The organism is Bacteroides sp. AM44-19 (assembly GCF_003603395.1).
In the GTDB taxonomy this organism is placed as follows: Bacteria; Bacteroidota; Bacteroidia; order Bacteroidales; family Bacteroidaceae; genus Bacteroides; species Bacteroides uniformis.
Genome location: NZ_QTNB01000013.1, coordinates 79,654 through 97,042, shown reverse-complemented (window position 1 = coordinate 97,042; position 17,389 = coordinate 79,654). Strand labels below are relative to the sequence as shown.

Annotated in this window: 12 protein-coding genes; 2 read left to right on the top strand and 10 right to left on the bottom strand. The window is 47.6% G+C overall.

Features of this window, described 5'->3' with window-relative positions; translation table 11 throughout:
- The 7 genes from DW947_RS16570 to DW947_RS16540 form a co-directional block, all read right to left on the bottom strand.
- Positions 1-792, bottom strand: coding sequence for a cytochrome c biogenesis protein (locus DW947_RS16570; RefSeq protein WP_009038192.1), 792 nt, complete (start codon positions 790-792; stop codon positions 1-3).
- Positions 789-2,033 (bottom strand): cytochrome c biogenesis protein ResB, encoded by a 1,245-nt coding sequence (locus DW947_RS16565; protein ID WP_005832426.1) that lies wholly within the window; start codon positions 2,031-2,033, stop codon positions 789-791. The genes DW947_RS16570 and DW947_RS16565 overlap by 4 nt, the downstream gene beginning before the upstream one ends.
- Positions 2,034-2,162: 129 nt before the next feature.
- The gene (gene nrfA, locus DW947_RS16560) at positions 2,163-3,644 is read right to left on the bottom strand and encodes an ammonia-forming cytochrome c nitrite reductase (RefSeq protein ID WP_009038191.1); all 1,482 of its coding nucleotides are present in this window, start codon (positions 3,642-3,644) and stop codon (positions 2,163-2,165) included.
- A 192-nt stretch (positions 3,645-3,836) separates the two neighbouring features.
- Positions 3,837-4,427 carry a cytochrome c nitrite reductase small subunit gene (gene nrfH, locus DW947_RS16555; RefSeq protein ID WP_005832432.1) on the bottom strand — a complete coding sequence of 197 codons (591 nt, stop codon included), beginning with the start codon at positions 4,425-4,427 and terminating at the stop codon, positions 3,837-3,839.
- A gap of 196 nt (positions 4,428-4,623) precedes the next feature.
- Positions 4,624-5,805: a PepSY-associated TM helix domain-containing protein gene (locus DW947_RS16550; RefSeq protein ID WP_005832435.1), complete on the bottom strand. Its 1,182-nt coding sequence runs from the start codon at positions 5,803-5,805 to the stop codon at positions 4,624-4,626.
- A 35-nt stretch (positions 5,806-5,840) separates the two neighbouring features.
- Positions 5,841-7,244: a DUF4374 domain-containing protein gene (locus tag DW947_RS16545; RefSeq protein WP_005831492.1), complete on the bottom strand. Its 1,404-nt coding sequence runs from the start codon at positions 7,242-7,244 to the stop codon at positions 5,841-5,843.
- 43 nt (positions 7,245-7,287) lie between these two features.
- The gene (locus tag DW947_RS16540) at positions 7,288-9,594 is read right to left on the bottom strand and encodes a TonB-dependent receptor (RefSeq protein WP_009038190.1); all 2,307 of its coding nucleotides are present in this window, start codon (positions 9,592-9,594) and stop codon (positions 7,288-7,290) included.
- Positions 9,595-9,958: 364 nt separating this feature from the next.
- On the opposite strand from DW947_RS16540, the gene eno reads away from it, so the two are divergent.
- Complete coding sequence (gene eno / locus DW947_RS16535) at positions 9,959-11,239, top strand: phosphopyruvate hydratase (protein WP_117963285.1); 1,281 nt, start codon at positions 9,959-9,961, stop codon at positions 11,237-11,239.
- Between the two features lie 355 nt (positions 11,240-11,594).
- Here eno and queF read toward each other — a convergent pair whose 3' ends face one another.
- From queF to DW947_RS16520, 3 genes are all read right to left on the bottom strand, one after another.
- Positions 11,595-12,050: a preQ(1) synthase gene (queF, locus tag DW947_RS16530; protein WP_008664917.1), complete on the bottom strand. Its 456-nt coding sequence runs from the start codon at positions 12,048-12,050 to the stop codon at positions 11,595-11,597.
- 31 nt (positions 12,051-12,081) lie between these two features.
- On the bottom strand, positions 12,082-12,738 hold the full coding sequence (gene queC / locus DW947_RS16525; protein WP_117959265.1) for a 7-cyano-7-deazaguanine synthase QueC: 657 nt from the start codon (positions 12,736-12,738) through the stop codon (positions 12,082-12,084).
- Positions 12,739-12,851: 113 nt separating this feature from the next.
- On the bottom strand, positions 12,852-13,532 hold the full coding sequence (locus DW947_RS16520; RefSeq protein ID WP_005831504.1) for a queuosine precursor transporter: 681 nt from the start codon (positions 13,530-13,532) through the stop codon (positions 12,852-12,854).
- A gap of 622 nt (positions 13,533-14,154) precedes the next feature.
- On the opposite strand from DW947_RS16520, the gene DW947_RS16515 reads away from it, so the two are divergent.
- On the top strand, positions 14,155-17,388 hold the full coding sequence (locus DW947_RS16515) for a SusC/RagA family TonB-linked outer membrane protein (protein WP_016274293.1): 3,234 nt from the start codon (positions 14,155-14,157) through the stop codon (positions 17,386-17,388).
- The last annotated feature ends 1 nt before the right edge of the window (position 17,389 follow it).

The following is a 17,389-nucleotide window of genomic DNA, read 5'->3' as shown; positions in this document are numbered from 1 at the left end:
TTAATTTAAGTTATACGTATGTACACTCACTCCTTGTGCCGAGGGCAAGTAATTGATGCCATACCAACACATTTGCAACAACAGAAAAGATACAAGCAAGCCAAACAGTGCCTTACGATAGGCCGCGGGGCATCCCAATCGGAAATGGATATATGCCAGATAGGAGAACCAGGTAGCCGCCGCCCAAGTCTCCTTGGGATCCCATGCCCAATAGTGTCCCCAAGCAGCTTTCGCCCAGACAGCACCGGACAGCATACCCAGTGTCATGAAGGCAAGTCCTACATAAGTCAGATTATCGCACAAAGCCATCTCATGCCGTTCAATTCCTTTTTTCTTGAACCACAGCAGGTAGACAGCCATCACCGTAGCGGCACCCAGCATGGCATAGGCAAACATATAGACAATGACATGAGGAGTGAACCACGGACTCTGCAAAGCGGGCATCAACGTCTTGTTGTGTATTTCGGGCCTAAAAATATTGATGCAGACAAACACCAAGGACAAGACGGAACTGAAACCGAGAATCCATTTGTACCTCCAACGACTGTAAGTGATGATTCCTGCCAATGGAAGAAAGAATGAATACCACAAACGCGTCTCCCCCATCGTCCGCATCGGAGGACGCTCCAAAGAAATCCACATGCCGACAATGAAGCTGAAAAAGACAGCCAAGCCCAGACAAGTCAAAGTGTATACCACTACCGGACGTTTACCACGCCATGCAGCGAAAGCTCCCAATCCCCAGAAAAGTAAAGCGACAATGGCAAACAGAGCAAAATAATCCCAACTCATACCGTCTCCTCCTTTCTTTCTTCTGTTCCTTTCGGTGCATTGACAAACAAGCAGACTGCCCCCAGCACCATCATTATGATGCCGGCATATACAGCCGGAAGCCAGGGATCGCGTACCAGTTCAAAAACACTGACATCACTCCACCGTCCTTTCGTTTCGTCATAGCTTAATTGATAAATGTTCCATCCGAATATCTTCAAAGGACGGTTCACTTCGATTGTGTCTTCCACTACCTCTCCTGACTGCGTATAAACCGTTACAGCAGAAACAAATCGCTGCGGCTCACGTTCGGGCATCACCAGACTGGTCTGTTCCGACAAGCGCAATGCCTTATAAGGAAACATGAAACTACCGCAACTCACCCATCCCTCCTTCGACTGTCCGGAGGTAGCATTCACCGCCTTCAGATAAACAGCATAGGTAGCTCCCATCGAATGGAATTCGGTAAACTTCAAGGTATCTTCCGCAGCTACAGAGGCAGCCATCGGAATGGATTGAAGGATAGAGATGTCCCAATCCAGCAACCTCCCCCGTTCTACCTTCTCTTCCAACAGCAAATGTTCCGGCACATCCTTCGGCAGTGCCTGCCCGGTCTCATTATTTATCAGCATCAGCTTGGGAGGGTATTCATGTATGGTGAATTCTTTCAGTTCAATGGCAAGCGGAAGCTCCGTCAGCTTGCCATCCTCATTCGTGGCACGCCATTCAGTCTTGCCCAATTGGGTAATCATTCTCAGTCGTTGCATATCTGCATTGCCCAGCGTTGCCGTCAAGAGGGCGACAAACAAGCCGACATGATTCAGCAGAAAAGGAATCTTACGCAATTTTAAAGGAATACATACACGGAGAATGGTCAGTCCCAAGACAGTAACCAGCCAGATATAAAGCAACACGAACGGCCAGAAAGAAAGCATCTTCGAAAAGCCGATGACATCTGCCGAAGGCTGGGTAGAAGGAACCTGCCGCACCAATCCCATAACGACAGTGACAACCGCCACACATACCAGGGAAGAAACTGCAGCCGTATAATGACTGAGCCATCCGAAACAGTACACCCGTCTACGAAATCCATGCATGCATGCCAACAATAGCAGGAACAACACCAGAACGATGACATTGACCGGCCACGCAAACAAGCCCCAACGAATATCTCCAACGCTCCACTGCAACAGCAAGCCCGTGACGAACAGTCCTGCCCCACAGATAAAACCTTCCTTATACCTCCACGGTTTCTTCCACATCTTCTGATTTACGATTTGACGATGTACGATGTACGATTGGAGTTAGATTGTTGATAGAGTCAATCCGGGATGTACATATCGGGGAGTAATCCCAATCGTACATCGTAAATCGTCCAATCGTAAATAAATTTATTTTAGTGCTAACCGGTTGTTGGCTTTGGCTTTTTCCAACCAAGCCGGTACGGTAGTCTTCAAGAATTTGTCCTTTGCAGCTCTTTCGGCATCCATATCGAGGCCGATATATTCCTGCGCCTTGTCTTTGGTAGAGATATCCGGCATGGGAACATTGTCCGTATATCCATGCTTTGCCAGCACTTTGGAGACAGCCAAACGCGCCTGCATAGCTCTATCCAAGCCGTGAGACAAGACACGCTGGATTTCCTGTGGTGCATGGAAAGCACCTCCGTGAGATGCCACACCGAAGTCCCAACGCCATTGCGCCTGGCGAATCAGTGCCAGCACTTCTTTCATCTGCTCTTCCGTAGCTCCCTTGTCCCAGGCAAATTTAGCTTCGATATGAGCTTTGGCAAGTTCCTGTTCAAGGCGGTTGCGGATTTCATTGGCCTTGCGCTGGCGTTCGTAGACATTGTTGCGCAAAGTCTCCTCACTTTCGCGATGGCAGGTTTGGCAGGTACGGTCTATCATAGCCAACGGACTTTGTATATGGTGGTCGCTGAACTTCACGCCACCTTCACTCTTATAGGGCATGTGGCAGTCCGCACACGATACGCCACGCTGACCGTGAATGCCCATCCGGGCTATTTCAAAATCGGGGTGTTGCGCTTTCAGGATGGGGGTACGGCTCAACTTATGTATATAGTCGTAGAAACCGGCCTCATCATAATAGGCTTCCATGTCTTCCACCGTAAAACCTTTGTCCCAGGGGAAAGTCAGGTACTTGCCGTCACCCTTGAAGTAATATTCCACGTGGCACTGTGCACATACCAGCGAGCGCATCTCCTGCGGAGTGGCCTCGGTAATATCCTTGCCCTGACGTTCAAAAGCTTCTATCAGAGCCGGACGGCTGATATGCAGATTCATATTTTCCGGTTCGTGGCAGTCCGCACAACCAATCGGATTTACAATTTCACCACCCAAAGCGCCCCACTTATTATTATAGAAAGCATCCACACCGATGGCTTCCATCATACGGGGGACATCGGGACTCTTGCAAGTCCAGCAAGTGGACGGTTGCGGACCATCTGCATCAGTGGCAGGCGCACCGGTACGCAGGGTTGCCGTAATATCCTCGATGGCATGCATGTGTCCGCGCGGAGTGGAATAGTCTTTGGAGAAGGCATATCCAGCCCAAAGTATCACCATTTCGGGACGCTGTTCCAATACATCCACAGCCACATTTCCATTGAATTCACTCTGGAAGTCGGTCTTGGCGGTTTCAGTCCACGTCTGATACTCACGTGGAAAGTCACTCTTGAAGACTTCGTTGCGTGCCTCAATTCCTTCAATCACAGTTTTGCGGTTATTGAATACACTTGCCAGCTCGGCCCTGCGCTCCATCAAGGCAGAAACGCATAGACCCAAGACAAATACAACGACCATTGAACCACCGAACAACAGCCATCCTTGCCATGATTTTAATCTCTTTTCCATATATATGAAGATTTATTGTTATTCAAGTTTCTCATGTCTTTGACCTGCTTTCAGTGAACAAATTGACAAGGCTACAAGGAGGGATAAACAGCCCTTTGTCTATATCTTGCTTTTTAAAGTGATTACAAGGAAAAGCCTTGTGTACTTGTTCACTGAAAGCAAGTTCTTGAACTTGCGAAACTTGAGTTGTCATTATTCCTTTATCAGTTTCTGCAACCACTCCGGTACGGGAGATTCCGGATAGGGTACCAGTGCAGCGGGCGTGGACGAGAGGCTGTTCATTCCACCATGAGGCACATCACGGTGGCAGTCCCAGCATGCCTTTCCGTCGCCGATGAGGGTCATCATGTAGTCTATCCTGCCGACATCCACAAACTCGTTGGTCAGTTGCGTATGGCAACGGATGCAATTATTCATAATGACCTGCGCACTGGCTTCCTCGGCTTGGATGGCCTGCGGTTCGCTTTTAGTGAGAAAGGCACCTACGTGCTTCATGCCGTCCATTCCCTTAAACATCCATTTCTTTACCATATTCTCATGAGGGACATGGCAATCGTTGCAAGTGGCATCCCGGCTGTGGGAGCTGTGCATCCAGGTTGCATAATAGGGAGCCATGATGTGGCAGTTGACACATGCCGCAGGGTCATCTCCCAGATAAGTGTGCGCCCGGAGAAGATACATAAACAAGCCTCCGCTGCCGACGAGGACACCGCAAACAATGAGTGCCGTTACTTTCCACCTGTAGGATGGAAATAGTTTACTTATGATTGGTAACTTCGCCATAAAATGAATATTTTCAGCAAAAATAGGCAGTTACAATCTAAAAAAGTGTAATCATGATTACATTTTTCCATTTATTTTTCGGTATTTTTAATAAAGCATTCATTCTCACGCATACCTATATGAAGATGTCCACAAAACACGCACGCCTGCGCATCTTGTGGACATCTTCATCCTTTTATAAAACTGCCTGCTTTTTTTAAGCTGCTTTCTTTAATTGAACATTCACTTTTCTGCCACTCTTCCGGACCAATCTTCGAATCCAAAGATAATAGCCCGTCAACGGCAGGCTTGCGCCAATCAAAGCGGCCAGAAAGCTCAAGATGCGGGTGGCCCATCCTCCCCAACTGCCTACATGGACGGAGTATATCCAGCCACGGATTTTCCCGGAAGTGTCGGCATCCTTATATAAGGTAGTCCCGGTGATTTCACCATTACGGGGATTGAACGTATAGCGGTCGGCAGCACGACGGTTGCCCAACCGATTGAAGGAGACTGTAGCAGAGCCACGCGATACGGTTATCTGTTTATAATCAGGACTAAGCTCCTTCAGTTCTTCGTAAACCTTCTGCCAGTTTGCAAAAGGAGAGAAAGGCTTTCTTTCACGATTCTCGCCACCAGACCTGCCTTGAGCCCTATCTCCTCCGTGGGCAGCAGTTTGTGCCTGAGCACCATGTCCTCCACCCCCTTGCATGGTTTCCACTCCAAAAACTTTGTAGAAGCCGGTGCGATACCAGGAGAAAGACCATGTCAGTCCCGTAAGTGCCATCGCCAACAGAAAAATCAGCGTGTACATGCCGCCTGCCACATGCAGGTCGTACCAGAACCGGCGCCAACCTTTACCGGCAACAATCTTCAGACTGTTCTTTAAAGCCTTTTTTGTACGGGGCCACCAGATGACAACGCCTGACAGCAGCACAAAGACAAGCATCAGTGTGGCAGTGCCCACAATCATTTTCCCCCAGAAGATACTTCCATCGGGCTTCATGCTGTCCAACAGCCAGCGGTGCAGGCGGAACATGGTCATGAAAAACGGCGCACGCTCATACCGGCCCTTCACCTCACCCGTGTACTGGTCCACATAGACGGAGGCACGACGAGGTTTGGAAAGATTCACCTGCCAGGCACGTTCCGGATTGGACGATGCAGTGATACCCGTCACAGAGACACTATCCGGCAAAGTAGCGGCTACTTTTTCGGCCAACCGGCTCATGGGAAGCGGTGCCGGTCCGGCTTTTTCTACATAGTAGAGGTCGCGGCGGCAAAGCTCCATCACTTCCGTCTCGAATACCAGCATGGCACCGGAGAAGCAGATAAGGGTAATCAACAGTCCGAAGGGGACTGAAAGCCATAAATGTATCTTACTGAAAATTTTCTTCATAAGTATGTTCTCTTATTCATTTCATATCAGAACCTTTATTCCAGTTTACCTACACCGTTCAGTTGGGTTGCATTGACCACCAGCCCTTTGGTAGCCGTTGCATTGGCAGGGTCTACCTTATAGATGGCAGGATAGCCGGAAGAGGTAGTGACTGCCACATATGCGTTGCCATTTTCCATGTACGGGGTATTACCAAAGCCAGAGACATCGCTTGGAAGGCCGTTCACATAAGTCAAAGCTCCGGTGGAGGCATTGAAGACGGCAAGTTGGTTGGCAACCTTGTCTGATGCCGTAATTGCCTTATCATACATCAGCAGCAGGAAATAATTACCTGAAATATACCAAGTCCGCAAGAAAGAGGCGCCATTGGCTTTCTCTTCAAGATTATAGTAATAAGCGGCATCAAATTCTTCTGCTTTGGTATCGATGCGTACAACTCCAGCAGGCAATGTAGTCTGCTGACGCGAATCACTCATGGTCTTGGCATAGCTCGGAGAAAATACATATACATAGCCGTCGTCGGCAAGCCAGTTCATCTGGTAGTACTGTGAACGGTTACGTCCGGCAGCATAACTGATTTTGTCTGTAGTGATGACCTTATGAGAATTCAGTGTCTGATCACCAAAGATAGCGATATGGCATTCATTAGGATACTGGGTCCATTGCAATTCGTCCTTCTCATAGGCACCGCTACCCTGCCCGCCGGATTCTGTCTTTATTAAATCCTCATTACCGGAAAGCACCCACTTGTAGCTACCGTCTTCGTTCTTCTGCATGCAACCATACTGGCTAAGCCCCATGGGAATGGCTGCTGCATAAACCTTACTGCCCACTTGTTCTATACCGGCCAGTGTTACGTATTCACCATTTTCAAGGAAATTTTCGGCAAGAAATGGAGTATCCTTTGTTACCGAGTTCTTTGTATAAGTCTGTTTCTCGACATCCAGATAGGAAATCAAAAAAGATTGGGGAGTATATCCATTTGCATCATTCAGTTCCGTAGGGCCGTCGCCGGTAGAAGTCGTCATTATAAATTGGTCATAATAGCCGTAGGTAGTGAAACGATTGACGTTATACTCCTGGCTACGTTTTTCCAGTTCACCGTTTGTATTCATAATGAACGACTGGGTAGTGCCTGCATTTCCCTGGTGATAGTTCAAGGCATACAGATATTTGTTTCCGTAGAACACCCAGTAAGTAGCCCCATCGTTCACAAGGCCATTGCCGGCAGCAGTAATTTCACCGCTTTCCAGTGACTCGGCTGTCAGCAGGACAGGAACGGAGCTACCTGAAACTGTAGCCGTGGCAGCTATCACATAGTTACCCTTTGAACCGGAACCGGAGCCGGAACCCGGTTCGTCTGTGTCTGTACAAGAAATTAAAGCCATTCCGGTCATTGCCATTGCCAAGAGGCCGGACAAAAGATAATTCTTCTTCATTTGTTCTTCTTATTAATTACACCTATTAAAACCATTATATTTATTAATCACCAAAATGTACACGTACCTTGCCATAGAACGCACGCCCGGCTTTCTGAAGACTGAAATTGTCGTACAAATCCTCGTTCGTGAAGTTGCGGCATTCAAACGAGATATTATAGCGGCCATTCTTCAGACTATAGCTCAATGTCAGGTTATGGGAGAACTGGTCGGGTACCATGAAATCCTTGTTCTTGCTACCGATGGCCTGCGAATAGTAGGAGAAGCTGTGCATGTACTGGTTGTCGTAAGTCACGGACAGCATATTCCCTTTCTTCCAGAGGTCGCGCCAATAGAAGTTTACGTCAAAATCAGCAAACTGATAGGGCACATTGGGAATGCGTGCCTTGTAACCGAGATTTTCCACAGAGTTGCCGGTACTGCCGATTTGCATCTTCTCATTGTCACGCACATTCATCTGCGTGAAGTTGCCGCCCACACTCAGCCAGCGTCCGAAGCCATAGCGTGCCGATACATTGTATCCCTTCGTCAGCACCTTGCCGTAGTTGGTATAAGTGGCCCCTTCTTTTCCTCCGCTCAAGTCCTGGATATTGCGCTGGATATAATCCTTCGTATTGCGGTATACCACACCGCCTTCCACGTAGACGGAATGTTTTCCAAAACTCCGGGAATAACTCAGGTTCAAGTTGATGTTGTCACTTTTCTCGGGACGGATGCCGATGTCTCCACTCTCCAGGTCTTCGTCACCAAACATCTCTTCGATAGTGGGCAGGCGGTAAGCTTTTTCATAAGAGAGCTTCGCCTGCAAGCCGGGCAGGATGAAATAGGTTCCGGCAGCACCATATCCCCAAGAGTCTACCGTACGGCTGGTGCGTACATAATTACTACCGGTATCATCCTCGGCCATAGGTCCTGCCACATACTGGCGGTAGTATTTGCCGAATGCCGAGAAGTTCCACTTTTCGGAAGGCATCAGGCGGTATGACAAACCGGAGATATTCTTGCGGGTCTGCTTGGCAATGGCATCCGTCTGTTCTTCCACCGCCAACAGTGAAGTATTATCACGCTGGAATGCACTCAACACATGATTGAAAGTCAGCATGTGGACTCTGGCAATGCGGTAATTCAAGGTCAATGTACCGTTCCAATTGTCATTATCGGCACGGGAATACTGGCGGGACTGTTCGCCGGGACTGTTCAGCGGATGTTTCTCACCAAGCCAGTTGTATTCATAGCGGGCAGTATCCACATTCGTAGTGGCATTGCGATTGTAGTTGGCTGTCAACACCATATCCAGCCCCTTGATTATCAAGTTGCGTTTGCTGTATTCCATCGAAGGCATTAGTGAATGGCCGAAGCGGTGCTTTTCTCCGAAGACTGTCTTCTGGCGTACACCGGTCTGTATGTCCTTGTACATGTGCGAATAGGTGAAACCGAACATCAGCCGGTCTGCCCAACTTTTGTCCACAATACCCGCTTTGGCCACAATGGCTTCGTTGTGGTAAGTATCATTGAAACGCTTCACGCGCACCTTCTCACTTTCGTTGAAACTGCCCGTCTCAAAATCCTTTACCGGCGCATCTACATGATAATCGTTGTCCGAGTAGTTTTGAAAGGCATTGATTTCATAGCTGAAACCGTTCTTGAAAGTCTGTCCGAAGTTAACGTATGAGCGGTGGGTATTGAACGAGCCGTAAGAATAAGAAGCATCCAGGAACCAGTTCCGGCGTTTCTTGTTGGTAACAATATTGATGACACCGCCAATGGCATCCGTACCGAAGCCCACGGGAACTACACCCTTATATACCTCTATACGGTCGGCAAAGCTCACCGGAATATTGTTCAGGCTGAAGGAGCTTCCCACACCTTCCTGCGGCACACCGTCAATGAACACCTTGACGTGCTTTCCGCTAAAACCGTCCAGCATCAACTGCATATCCGAACCTACCCCACCCGACTCACGGAGTTTCATGCCCGGAGCCTTGGTCAAGGCATCGCTCAGATTCTTCGTGGTGTTCTGGAGTTCCTTTGTATCGACTGCCACAGCATTGAATGCCGACCTCTTCACCCGGCTTACTCCGGTAGAAACGATAGTCACCTCGTCCAGCTGTTGCGTTTCGGGAGCGATGGTTATGTTCAGCTTCATCCGCTCATCATTGACCAGTTTCACCTTTTTCTCCACCTTTGTATAACCTACGGCAGACACCACCAGCGTATAGTCGCCGGCAGGCGCCTTGATGTGATAGAGGCCTTCCTGATTCGTGGTTCCTCCATAACTCGTCCCTTTCAGATAAACAGTCGCAAAATCCACCGTTTCTTTTTCCGTAGAAATGATTCTACCCGAAATCATCCCTCCTCTCCTCTGCGCATGTACAGACAGAGAAGCCAACAGAAGGAAAAACAGCAGCGAGAATTTAAGTGTATATGCTTTCAATTTTATAATAATTATAATGTTGTTAGTAAACCGGTGCAAAGGTCATTATTAACAGCCAGCTGTGCAATCGCTTATTGTAGGTAATTATATGGAGTGGATTTATCGTATATATCATATTACGCAATCACCATTGATGGGTATTATCAATAATAAATCTAAAAAAAGAGGAGCCGGGAAATGAAAAACCCCTATTTATAGGTATTGCCCAATATGCCTTTTTGTACGACCTTTGCTGCAAATTAAAACAAGACAACGGACAATAAATTATTAAAGTTTAAGTATGAAAATTGAAAAGATTGTAGCCCGTGAAATCCTTGATTCACGCGGCAATCCCACAGTAGAAGTGGACGTTATTCTGGAATGTGGTGTTATGGGACGCGCAGCAGTGCCTTCCGGTGCTTCTACCGGCGAGCACGAAGCGCTGGAACTTCGCGATGGCGACAAGCAACGCTACGGTGGTAAAGGTACACTGAAAGCAGTAGAAAACGTCAACAAGATAATCGCACCGGCACTGATTGGCTGGTCGTCACTGGAACAGCGTGCCATCGACCACAAGATGCTTGAGTTGGACGGCACGCCTACCAAATCCAAGCTGGGTGCCAATGCCATTCTGGGTGTCTCACTGGCAGTAGCCAAAGCCGCCGCCAATTATCTCGATATACCTTTATACAGATATATCGGTGGAGTAAATACCTACGTAATGCCGGTCCCGATGATGAATATCATCAATGGAGGTTCACACAGCGACGCTCCTATCGCTTTCCAAGAATTTATGATTCGGCCGGTAGGCGCCTCTTCCTTCCGTGAAGGCCTGCGCATGGGAGCCGAAGTATTCCACGCCTTGAAAAAAGTGTTGCACGACCGCGGCCTCAGCACTGCCGTAGGTGACGAAGGCGGTTTTGCACCGGCACTGGCAGGCACAGAAGATGCGCTGGACTCCATCATGAGCGCCATCAAGGCTGCCGGCTACGAACCGGGCAAGGATGTGAAAATCGGTATGGACTGTGCCTCATCCGAGTTCTTTAAGAACGGTATCTATGACTACTCCATCTTTGAAGGCGAAAATGGTAAAAAACGTACTGCCGACGAACAAATAGCTTACTTGGAAGATTTGATTAATAACTACCCGATTGACTCCATCGAGGATGGCATGAGCGAAAACGACTGGGAAGGCTGGAAGAAGTTGACCGAACGCATCGGCAACCGTTGCCAGCTGGTTGGCGACGACCTGTTCGTGACTAACGTGGAATTCCTTGAAAAAGGCATTGCCATGGGCTGCGCCAATTCCATCCTTATCAAAGTCAATCAAATCGGTTCACTCAGTGAAACGCTGGATGCTATCGAAATGGCACACCGCCACGGTTATACCACAGTGACTTCTCACCGTTCCGGCGAAACCGAGGACGCCACCATTGCAGACATTGCCGTTGCCACCAACAGCGGACAAATCAAGACCGGTTCTCTGAGCCGCTCCGACCGCATGGCGAAGTACAACCAACTGTTGCGCATCGAAGAAGAACTGGGTAACCTTGCTGTCTATGGCTACAAAAGAATAAAATAACCCTTTGTAGTGAATAAGTCATAAAGAGGGAATAGCGTCTTTGGGAAAAGGCGCTATTTTTATTAAAGAATCGTCTATATCTTTGCAAAAGTCATCCCCTACTATCCTCTATAGGAAAGATTCTTTCCAAGATGGTAGCAGGTTAATGTTTCATTGACTAAAGACTATTCGTCCGACAGTCGTTACATTATCGTCCGACATATGTTTAATTATCGTCCGATAGCTGTTGGACGATAATTAAACATATGTCGGACGAATAGTTTTTAGTAAGCAAGAATATAAAATATAGCGGCGCAACAATCATTTGCTCCCAAAGCCTCCCTTTATTATTTACGGAGGCCTTCAAAAACAGTCCTCATTCACGGTTCATCAAACGATGCTCTGCCATCTGCTCGAACTTCGTGCCGGGACGTCCGTAATTGGCATACGGATAAATGGAGATGCCTCCGCGCGGGGTGAAGATACCCGTCACCTCAATATACTTAGGGTTCATCAAATGAATGAGGTCTTTCATTATGATGTTCACGCAATCCTCGTGGAAAGCACCATGATTGCGGAAGCTGAACAAGTAGAGTTTCAAACTCTTGCTCTCTACCATCTTGACATCGGGGATATAGCAAATACGGATTTCTGCAAAGTCCGGTTGCCCCGTGATGGGACAGAGGCTGGTGAATTCGGGGCAGTTGAAACGCACCCAGTAGTCATTGCCGGGATGCTTGTTATCAAATGCCTCCAATACTTCGGGGGCATAGTCCTGACGGTATTCTGTCTTTCTCCCCAAAAGGGAAAGTTGGTCTTTCAATTCTGTCATAGCCATATATTTTTAGTGATACAAGTGTGCCTCATTTAGTAGAAGCCAAAAACTTTTCCAATCCTTCTCTGCGCAACGTGCATGCCGGGCAGTGTCCACAACCATCTCCCGGGATACCGTTATAACAAGTCAGCGTTTCGTGACGTATAAGTTCGAGCACTCCAAGCTCGTCTGCCAGCGCCCAGGTCTCCGCTTTGTCAATCCACATCAGTGGTGTGTGCAGTACGAATTGCTCGTCCATAGCCAGGTTCAGCGTCACGTTAAGCGACTTGATGAAAGCATCCCGGCAATCGGGATAACCGCTGAAATCGGTCTGCGACACCCCCGTCACAATATGACTAATCCCCCGCTCGCGGGCGTAGACGGCGGCTATACTCAGGAAAAACAGATTGCGTCCCGGCACAAAAGTATTCGGAAAGCTGTCTGCCGGCTTCTCCTGGTCCATCTCCATGCCGGCATCTGTCAATGAGTTATGTCCCAGCCGGCCGATAAAGGAAACATCCATTACTTCGAACTCCACACCTGCCTTACGGGCAATGGCCCTCGCCAAGTCCACTTCCTTCTGATGTTTCTGTCCATACAGAAAACTCAGCGCATACACTTTCTTAAATTCACGTTTTGCCCAAAAGAGGCAAGTGGTCGAGTCCTGCCCGCCACTGAATACCACCAAAGCAGTGTCCCTATTCATCTTGTTAAAAGCCTCTCCCCTTGCCCTCCCCCGTAGGGAGGGAAACAGAGAGGGCATTGCTAATTATTTGTTTGACATAATAACTGATTTCCCCTCACTACGGGTAAGGGGCTTTAAATATCGCCTATTTTCCATACTTTATAGGAGATGCCTTCATCATAGACATCACTACCGTCTATCCGCTTAATAGCTTTTACCACACGGATAGTCACAGGCAGTATCAATACCTCGTACATGGACTTCAGCAGAATCTGGATACACATCATCACCAGCAACTCCCGCCATGCAATGATTCCTCCGAACGCAACCGGAAAGAAAATCAACGAGTCTGCCGTCTCACCAACCACCGTCGACCAAATGGCACGTGCGGAGAAATTACGCCCGTTGCTTGCCAGTTTCATGCGGCTCATTACGTAGGCATTCAGAAAAGAGCCCACCAAGAATGCCGTCAGACTGGCTATGACAATACGGGGCGCCATTCCAAAAACGAAATTGAAATGCGCGGCACCATCCCAGAAAGGGGCGGCAGGCAACGCCACGGCTATCAGTCCCAGCATTACCACAAAAAAGTTCATGGCAAAACCGCTCCAGATAATCAGGCGGGCTTTACGAAAGCCCCAAACCTCGGCTATGCAATCGTTGATAATATAAGAAATCGGGAAGACCAGCAATCCGGCTGTTACGGTAATACCAAAAACCTGGATAACTTTAGTCTCAAGAAGATTGGCTGCAATCAGGCATACATTGAACAGAATGCCCAGCAACATAAAAGGTACAGATACTTTTTGTTTCATACTCCTGTTTTTTACGTGGTGTTCTAGAATACACGACCGCTATTCACGGCATCATACATTTTAAATCCGGTTGCAAAGGTACAACAAGTTTTGCAAATGAACAAACAACATATATTTTAACTAAAACTCAAGCAAGACAAAGCTCCTTTTTTTTATTCGAAGTAATTACAGACAGTGCATATTTAGTTAACGAGACTTAAATAAGATTTCCCAAACCAAGAATATTATTTACAATAGTTTTAAAAAACATAAACCAATAGCATAAAAATCAATATATTAACTGATTTTAGCACAAAATCAAAAACATGCAACCAAGTTTGTCCTCAAACAAGATTTCATTCACGCAAATTTCTTAAGCAAATAAAATAATGGACAACATATTTTAATACATGCGATTCTATATTTTAAATAATGAAAATTAGGATTATATTTGATAACAACAATCCGGAAGCTCTGGAAAGCACATTGATATTAACCAAGAATATACCATATTATATATAGTAACCTTAGAAAAACAATGAATGCCTATGATTTACCCGAAAGCCCCAAGACACTATTAGTGTCATCTTCTATTCAACCTATTTATTTTGAGATCCATTAGCTTAAACAAAAAACATCTATTATGAATGAAAATCGTAAACGAGGAACATCGAACAACAAAATCCTCACAGCAATTGCCATCGCCTCCCTATTTATAGGAAGCAGCAAAATCATGGCAATAGAGACCTACTCGGAAAATTCATTCGGAGTGACAGAACAGATGCAGGCACAAACAGCCCGCGGTATCATTGTCGACCAGAATGGAGAGCCTATCATCGGAGCAAGTATCTTGGAAAAAGGTACTACCAATGGAGTTACCACCGACTTATACGGTAAATTCTCGCTAAACGTAAAAAGAGGTGCCACCCTGGTCATTTCCTACATCGGTTATAAGACGCAGGAAGCCAAAGCAGATGCCAACATGAAAATCACCCTTACAGAAGATTCCGAACTACTGGATGAAGTAGTTGTTGTCGGTTACGGTGTACAGAAAAAGAAACTTGTCACCGGCGCCACTGTACAAGTGAAAGGAGAAGACATAGCCAAGCTGAACACTGTGGATGCCCTGGGCGCTTTGCAGAGCCAGTCACCGGGTGTCAACATCACGCAAAACAACGGCTTCCTGGGTTCGGGCTTTAAGGTGAATATCCGCGGTATCGGTACTACCGGAACCTTCTCCCCGCTTTATGTGGTAGATGGAGTTGCCAACGGTAGCATCGACGGACTGAACCCGAGTGACATTGAATCTTTGGACGTCTTGAAGGATGCCGCTTCTGCCGCCATCTATGGTGCGCGTGCTGCCAACGGCGTTATCCTGATTACCACCAAACGAGGTAAAACCGGCGTTGCCGAAGTCAGTTACGACGGCTATGTCGGCGTGCAGAACCTTTACAAAATCCCTACTATCCTCAATGCCCAAGAGTACATGATGATGCAGGATGAAGGCCGTGTAATGGACGGATTGAGTCCGTACAACTGGGCGACCTATATTCCGGAAAGGGATTTGCAGGCCATACAGAACGGAACATGGAAAGGGACAAACTGGCTGAAGGAAGTGCTGAATGAAGATGCATTGGTACAGAACCACGCAGTCAACATCACCGGAGGAACAGACCGTTCCAGATATGCCATAGGTATTTCATACACCAACCAAGAAGCCACCATGGGAGTTCCCGGCGAATTTCCAGAAATGAACCGCTACAACTTCCGCGTCAACTCGGACCACGTAGTCATGAAAAAAGGCAATCTTGACTTCCTGAAAGTAGGCGAAACCATCAACTACAAATATTCGCAAACGCAAGGTTCATTCGGAACCGGCGGCATTTATTGGAACGGAGTGCACAATATGCTCATCATGAGCCCGTTGATGCACCCTTACAATTCAGACGGAGACTACTACCTCTACGCAGACCAGGAAAAGGACAACTACAAATGGGATATCTCCAACGGAGCCAATAAAAACCCGATAGCTTATCTGGACTACTATATGAACCAGAACCTAAGCAAGTCCCATTACATGCAGAGCAGCTTCTATGCAGAACTGCAACCCATCAAGAACCTGCGTATCAAGAGCCAGTTCGGTTACATCATGGGAGCCTCCAGTTATCGTTCCTATTTGCCGAGATTCGATTATCTGAGTGCGTCACTCAACAACGCAGAAGACAAGGTTACCCAATCCATGTCTATGTATAACCGTTGGTCATGGGACAATACAGCCAACTACATCTTCAATATCGATGACCACAACATCGACGTCCTGGTAGGTCAGAGTATTGAAAAATGGGGTATGGGAGAAGAAATGAGCGGTTCAGCCATAGGCTCAAACTTCTATGACTTCAAGCACGCTTATTTGTCCAATGTTCCATTGACCGCCAACAGTGTGTCCTCCTTGACTGGCAAGCCTAACGGGGAAGGTTCCATCGCTTCCTTCTTCGGACGCGTCAACTACAACTACCAGGAGAAATACATGGCTTCTGTCATCATGCGTGCGGACGGTTCCTCCACTTTTGCCCGCGGACACCGCTGGGGATACTTCCCTTCAGTATCCGCCGGATGGGTTATCAGCAACGAGTCCTTCATGTCAGGAATCAAATGGCTGGACTTCTTAAAGCTACGCGCTTCCTGGGGGCAAAACGGTAACTGTAATGTATCTACTTTCCAATATCTTTCACTGATAACTTCCAACAACGGATATGGCGGTTATACGTTCGGCGACTCCATGGACCTCATCAGTACCGGTTCATACGCCTACCGACTGACCAACCCGGACCTTACCTGGGAAACACAGGAGCAATTGAATTTCGGTATCGATGCACGCTTCTTGAACAACCGCCTGGGCTTTGAATTCGACTGGTATAACAAAAATACCAGAGACTGGCTGGTTACGGCTCCGGTACTCTCTTCCTTCGGTGCCAATGCAGTGTCCGTCAATGGCGGTAATGTAAAGAACACGGGTATTGAAGTAGGACTCCACTGGAACGACAACATCGGAAAGGATTTCCAATATGGAGCCAACCTGACCCTTGCTCACAACAAGAATGAAGTGACCAAGATTGCCAACAAAGACGGAATCATCCACGGTAGCGGCAGCGTTCTGTGGGAAGGAGCCGAAGAGTGCTTCCGTGCTGAAGTAGGCAAACCCATCGGCTACTTCTACGGCTACAAGAGTAACGGCATATTCCAGAACCAGGAACAGATAGACAACTACAAAGGTCCGAAACTGAACGGCGACAAGACACAGCCGGGTGACGTAATCTGGGCAGACACCGACAATAGCGGTACGCTCGATGCCAATGACCGTACTATGATAGGTAACCCGAATCCCGACCTGACAATGGGACTTTCCCTGAATGCCAGCTGGAAGGCCATTGACTTCTCAATCACTACTTACGGCGCATTCGGCCAGCAGATTCTGAAGTGTTATCGTGACTTCTCCTCCTCACCCTTGAATAACTATACAGCAGAGATATTCCAACGCTGGCACGGCGAAGGTACGTCCGACAAGTTCCCGAGACTGTCCAGCGCTTCCAGCTCCAACTGGAACAGAGTATCAGACATTTATATCGAAGATGGAGACTATCTCAAGATAAAGAACATCACTGTGGGGTTCGACTTCAAGAAAGCATTCAAAAAGTTACCGGTACAACAGCTGCGTCTGTATCTGACCGCACAGAACCTCTTTACCTTCACCGGCTATTCCGGTATGGACCCGGAAATCGGTTACGGCGGCGACGATTATGGTTGGGCATCAGGCATCGACCTGGGCTACTACCCCAGTGCACGTACCTATATGATAGGCTTAAATGTAAAATTCTAAT

Bases quoted from the DNA above. Each gene is read 5' to 3' on its own strand.
- DW947_RS16545 (WP_005831492.1), bottom strand. From the start codon at position 7,244: ATGAAGAAGAATTATCTTTTGTCCGGCCTCTTGGCAATGGCAATGACC.
- eno (WP_117963285.1), top strand. From the start codon at position 9,959: ATGAAAATTGAAAAGATTGTAGCCCGTGAAATCCTTGATTCACGCGGC.
- nrfA (WP_009038191.1), bottom strand. From the start codon at position 3,644: ATGGAAAAGAGATTAAAATCATGGCAAGGATGGCTGTTGTTCGGTGGT.
- DW947_RS16520 (WP_005831504.1), bottom strand. From the start codon at position 13,532: ATGAAACAAAAAGTATCTGTACCTTTTATGTTGCTGGGCATTCTGTTC.
- DW947_RS16550 (WP_005832435.1), bottom strand. From the start codon at position 5,805: ATGAAGAAAATTTTCAGTAAGATACATTTATGGCTTTCAGTCCCCTTC.
- queC (WP_117959265.1), bottom strand. From the start codon at position 12,738: ATGAATAGGGACACTGCTTTGGTGGTATTCAGTGGCGGGCAGGACTCG.
- queF (WP_008664917.1), bottom strand. From the start codon at position 12,050: ATGACAGAATTGAAAGACCAACTTTCCCTTTTGGGGAGAAAGACAGAA.
- DW947_RS16540 (WP_009038190.1), bottom strand. From the start codon at position 9,594: ATGATTTCGGGTAGAATCATTTCTACGGAAAAAGAAACGGTGGATTTT.
- DW947_RS16565 (WP_005832426.1), bottom strand. From the start codon at position 2,033: ATGTGGAAGAAACCGTGGAGGTATAAGGAAGGTTTTATCTGTGGGGCA.
- DW947_RS16570 (WP_009038192.1), bottom strand. From the start codon at position 792: ATGAGTTGGGATTATTTTGCTCTGTTTGCCATTGTCGCTTTACTTTTC.
- nrfH (WP_005832432.1), bottom strand. From the start codon at position 4,427: ATGGCGAAGTTACCAATCATAAGTAAACTATTTCCATCCTACAGGTGG.
- DW947_RS16515 (WP_016274293.1), top strand. From the start codon at position 14,155: ATGAATGAAAATCGTAAACGAGGAACATCGAACAACAAAATCCTCACA.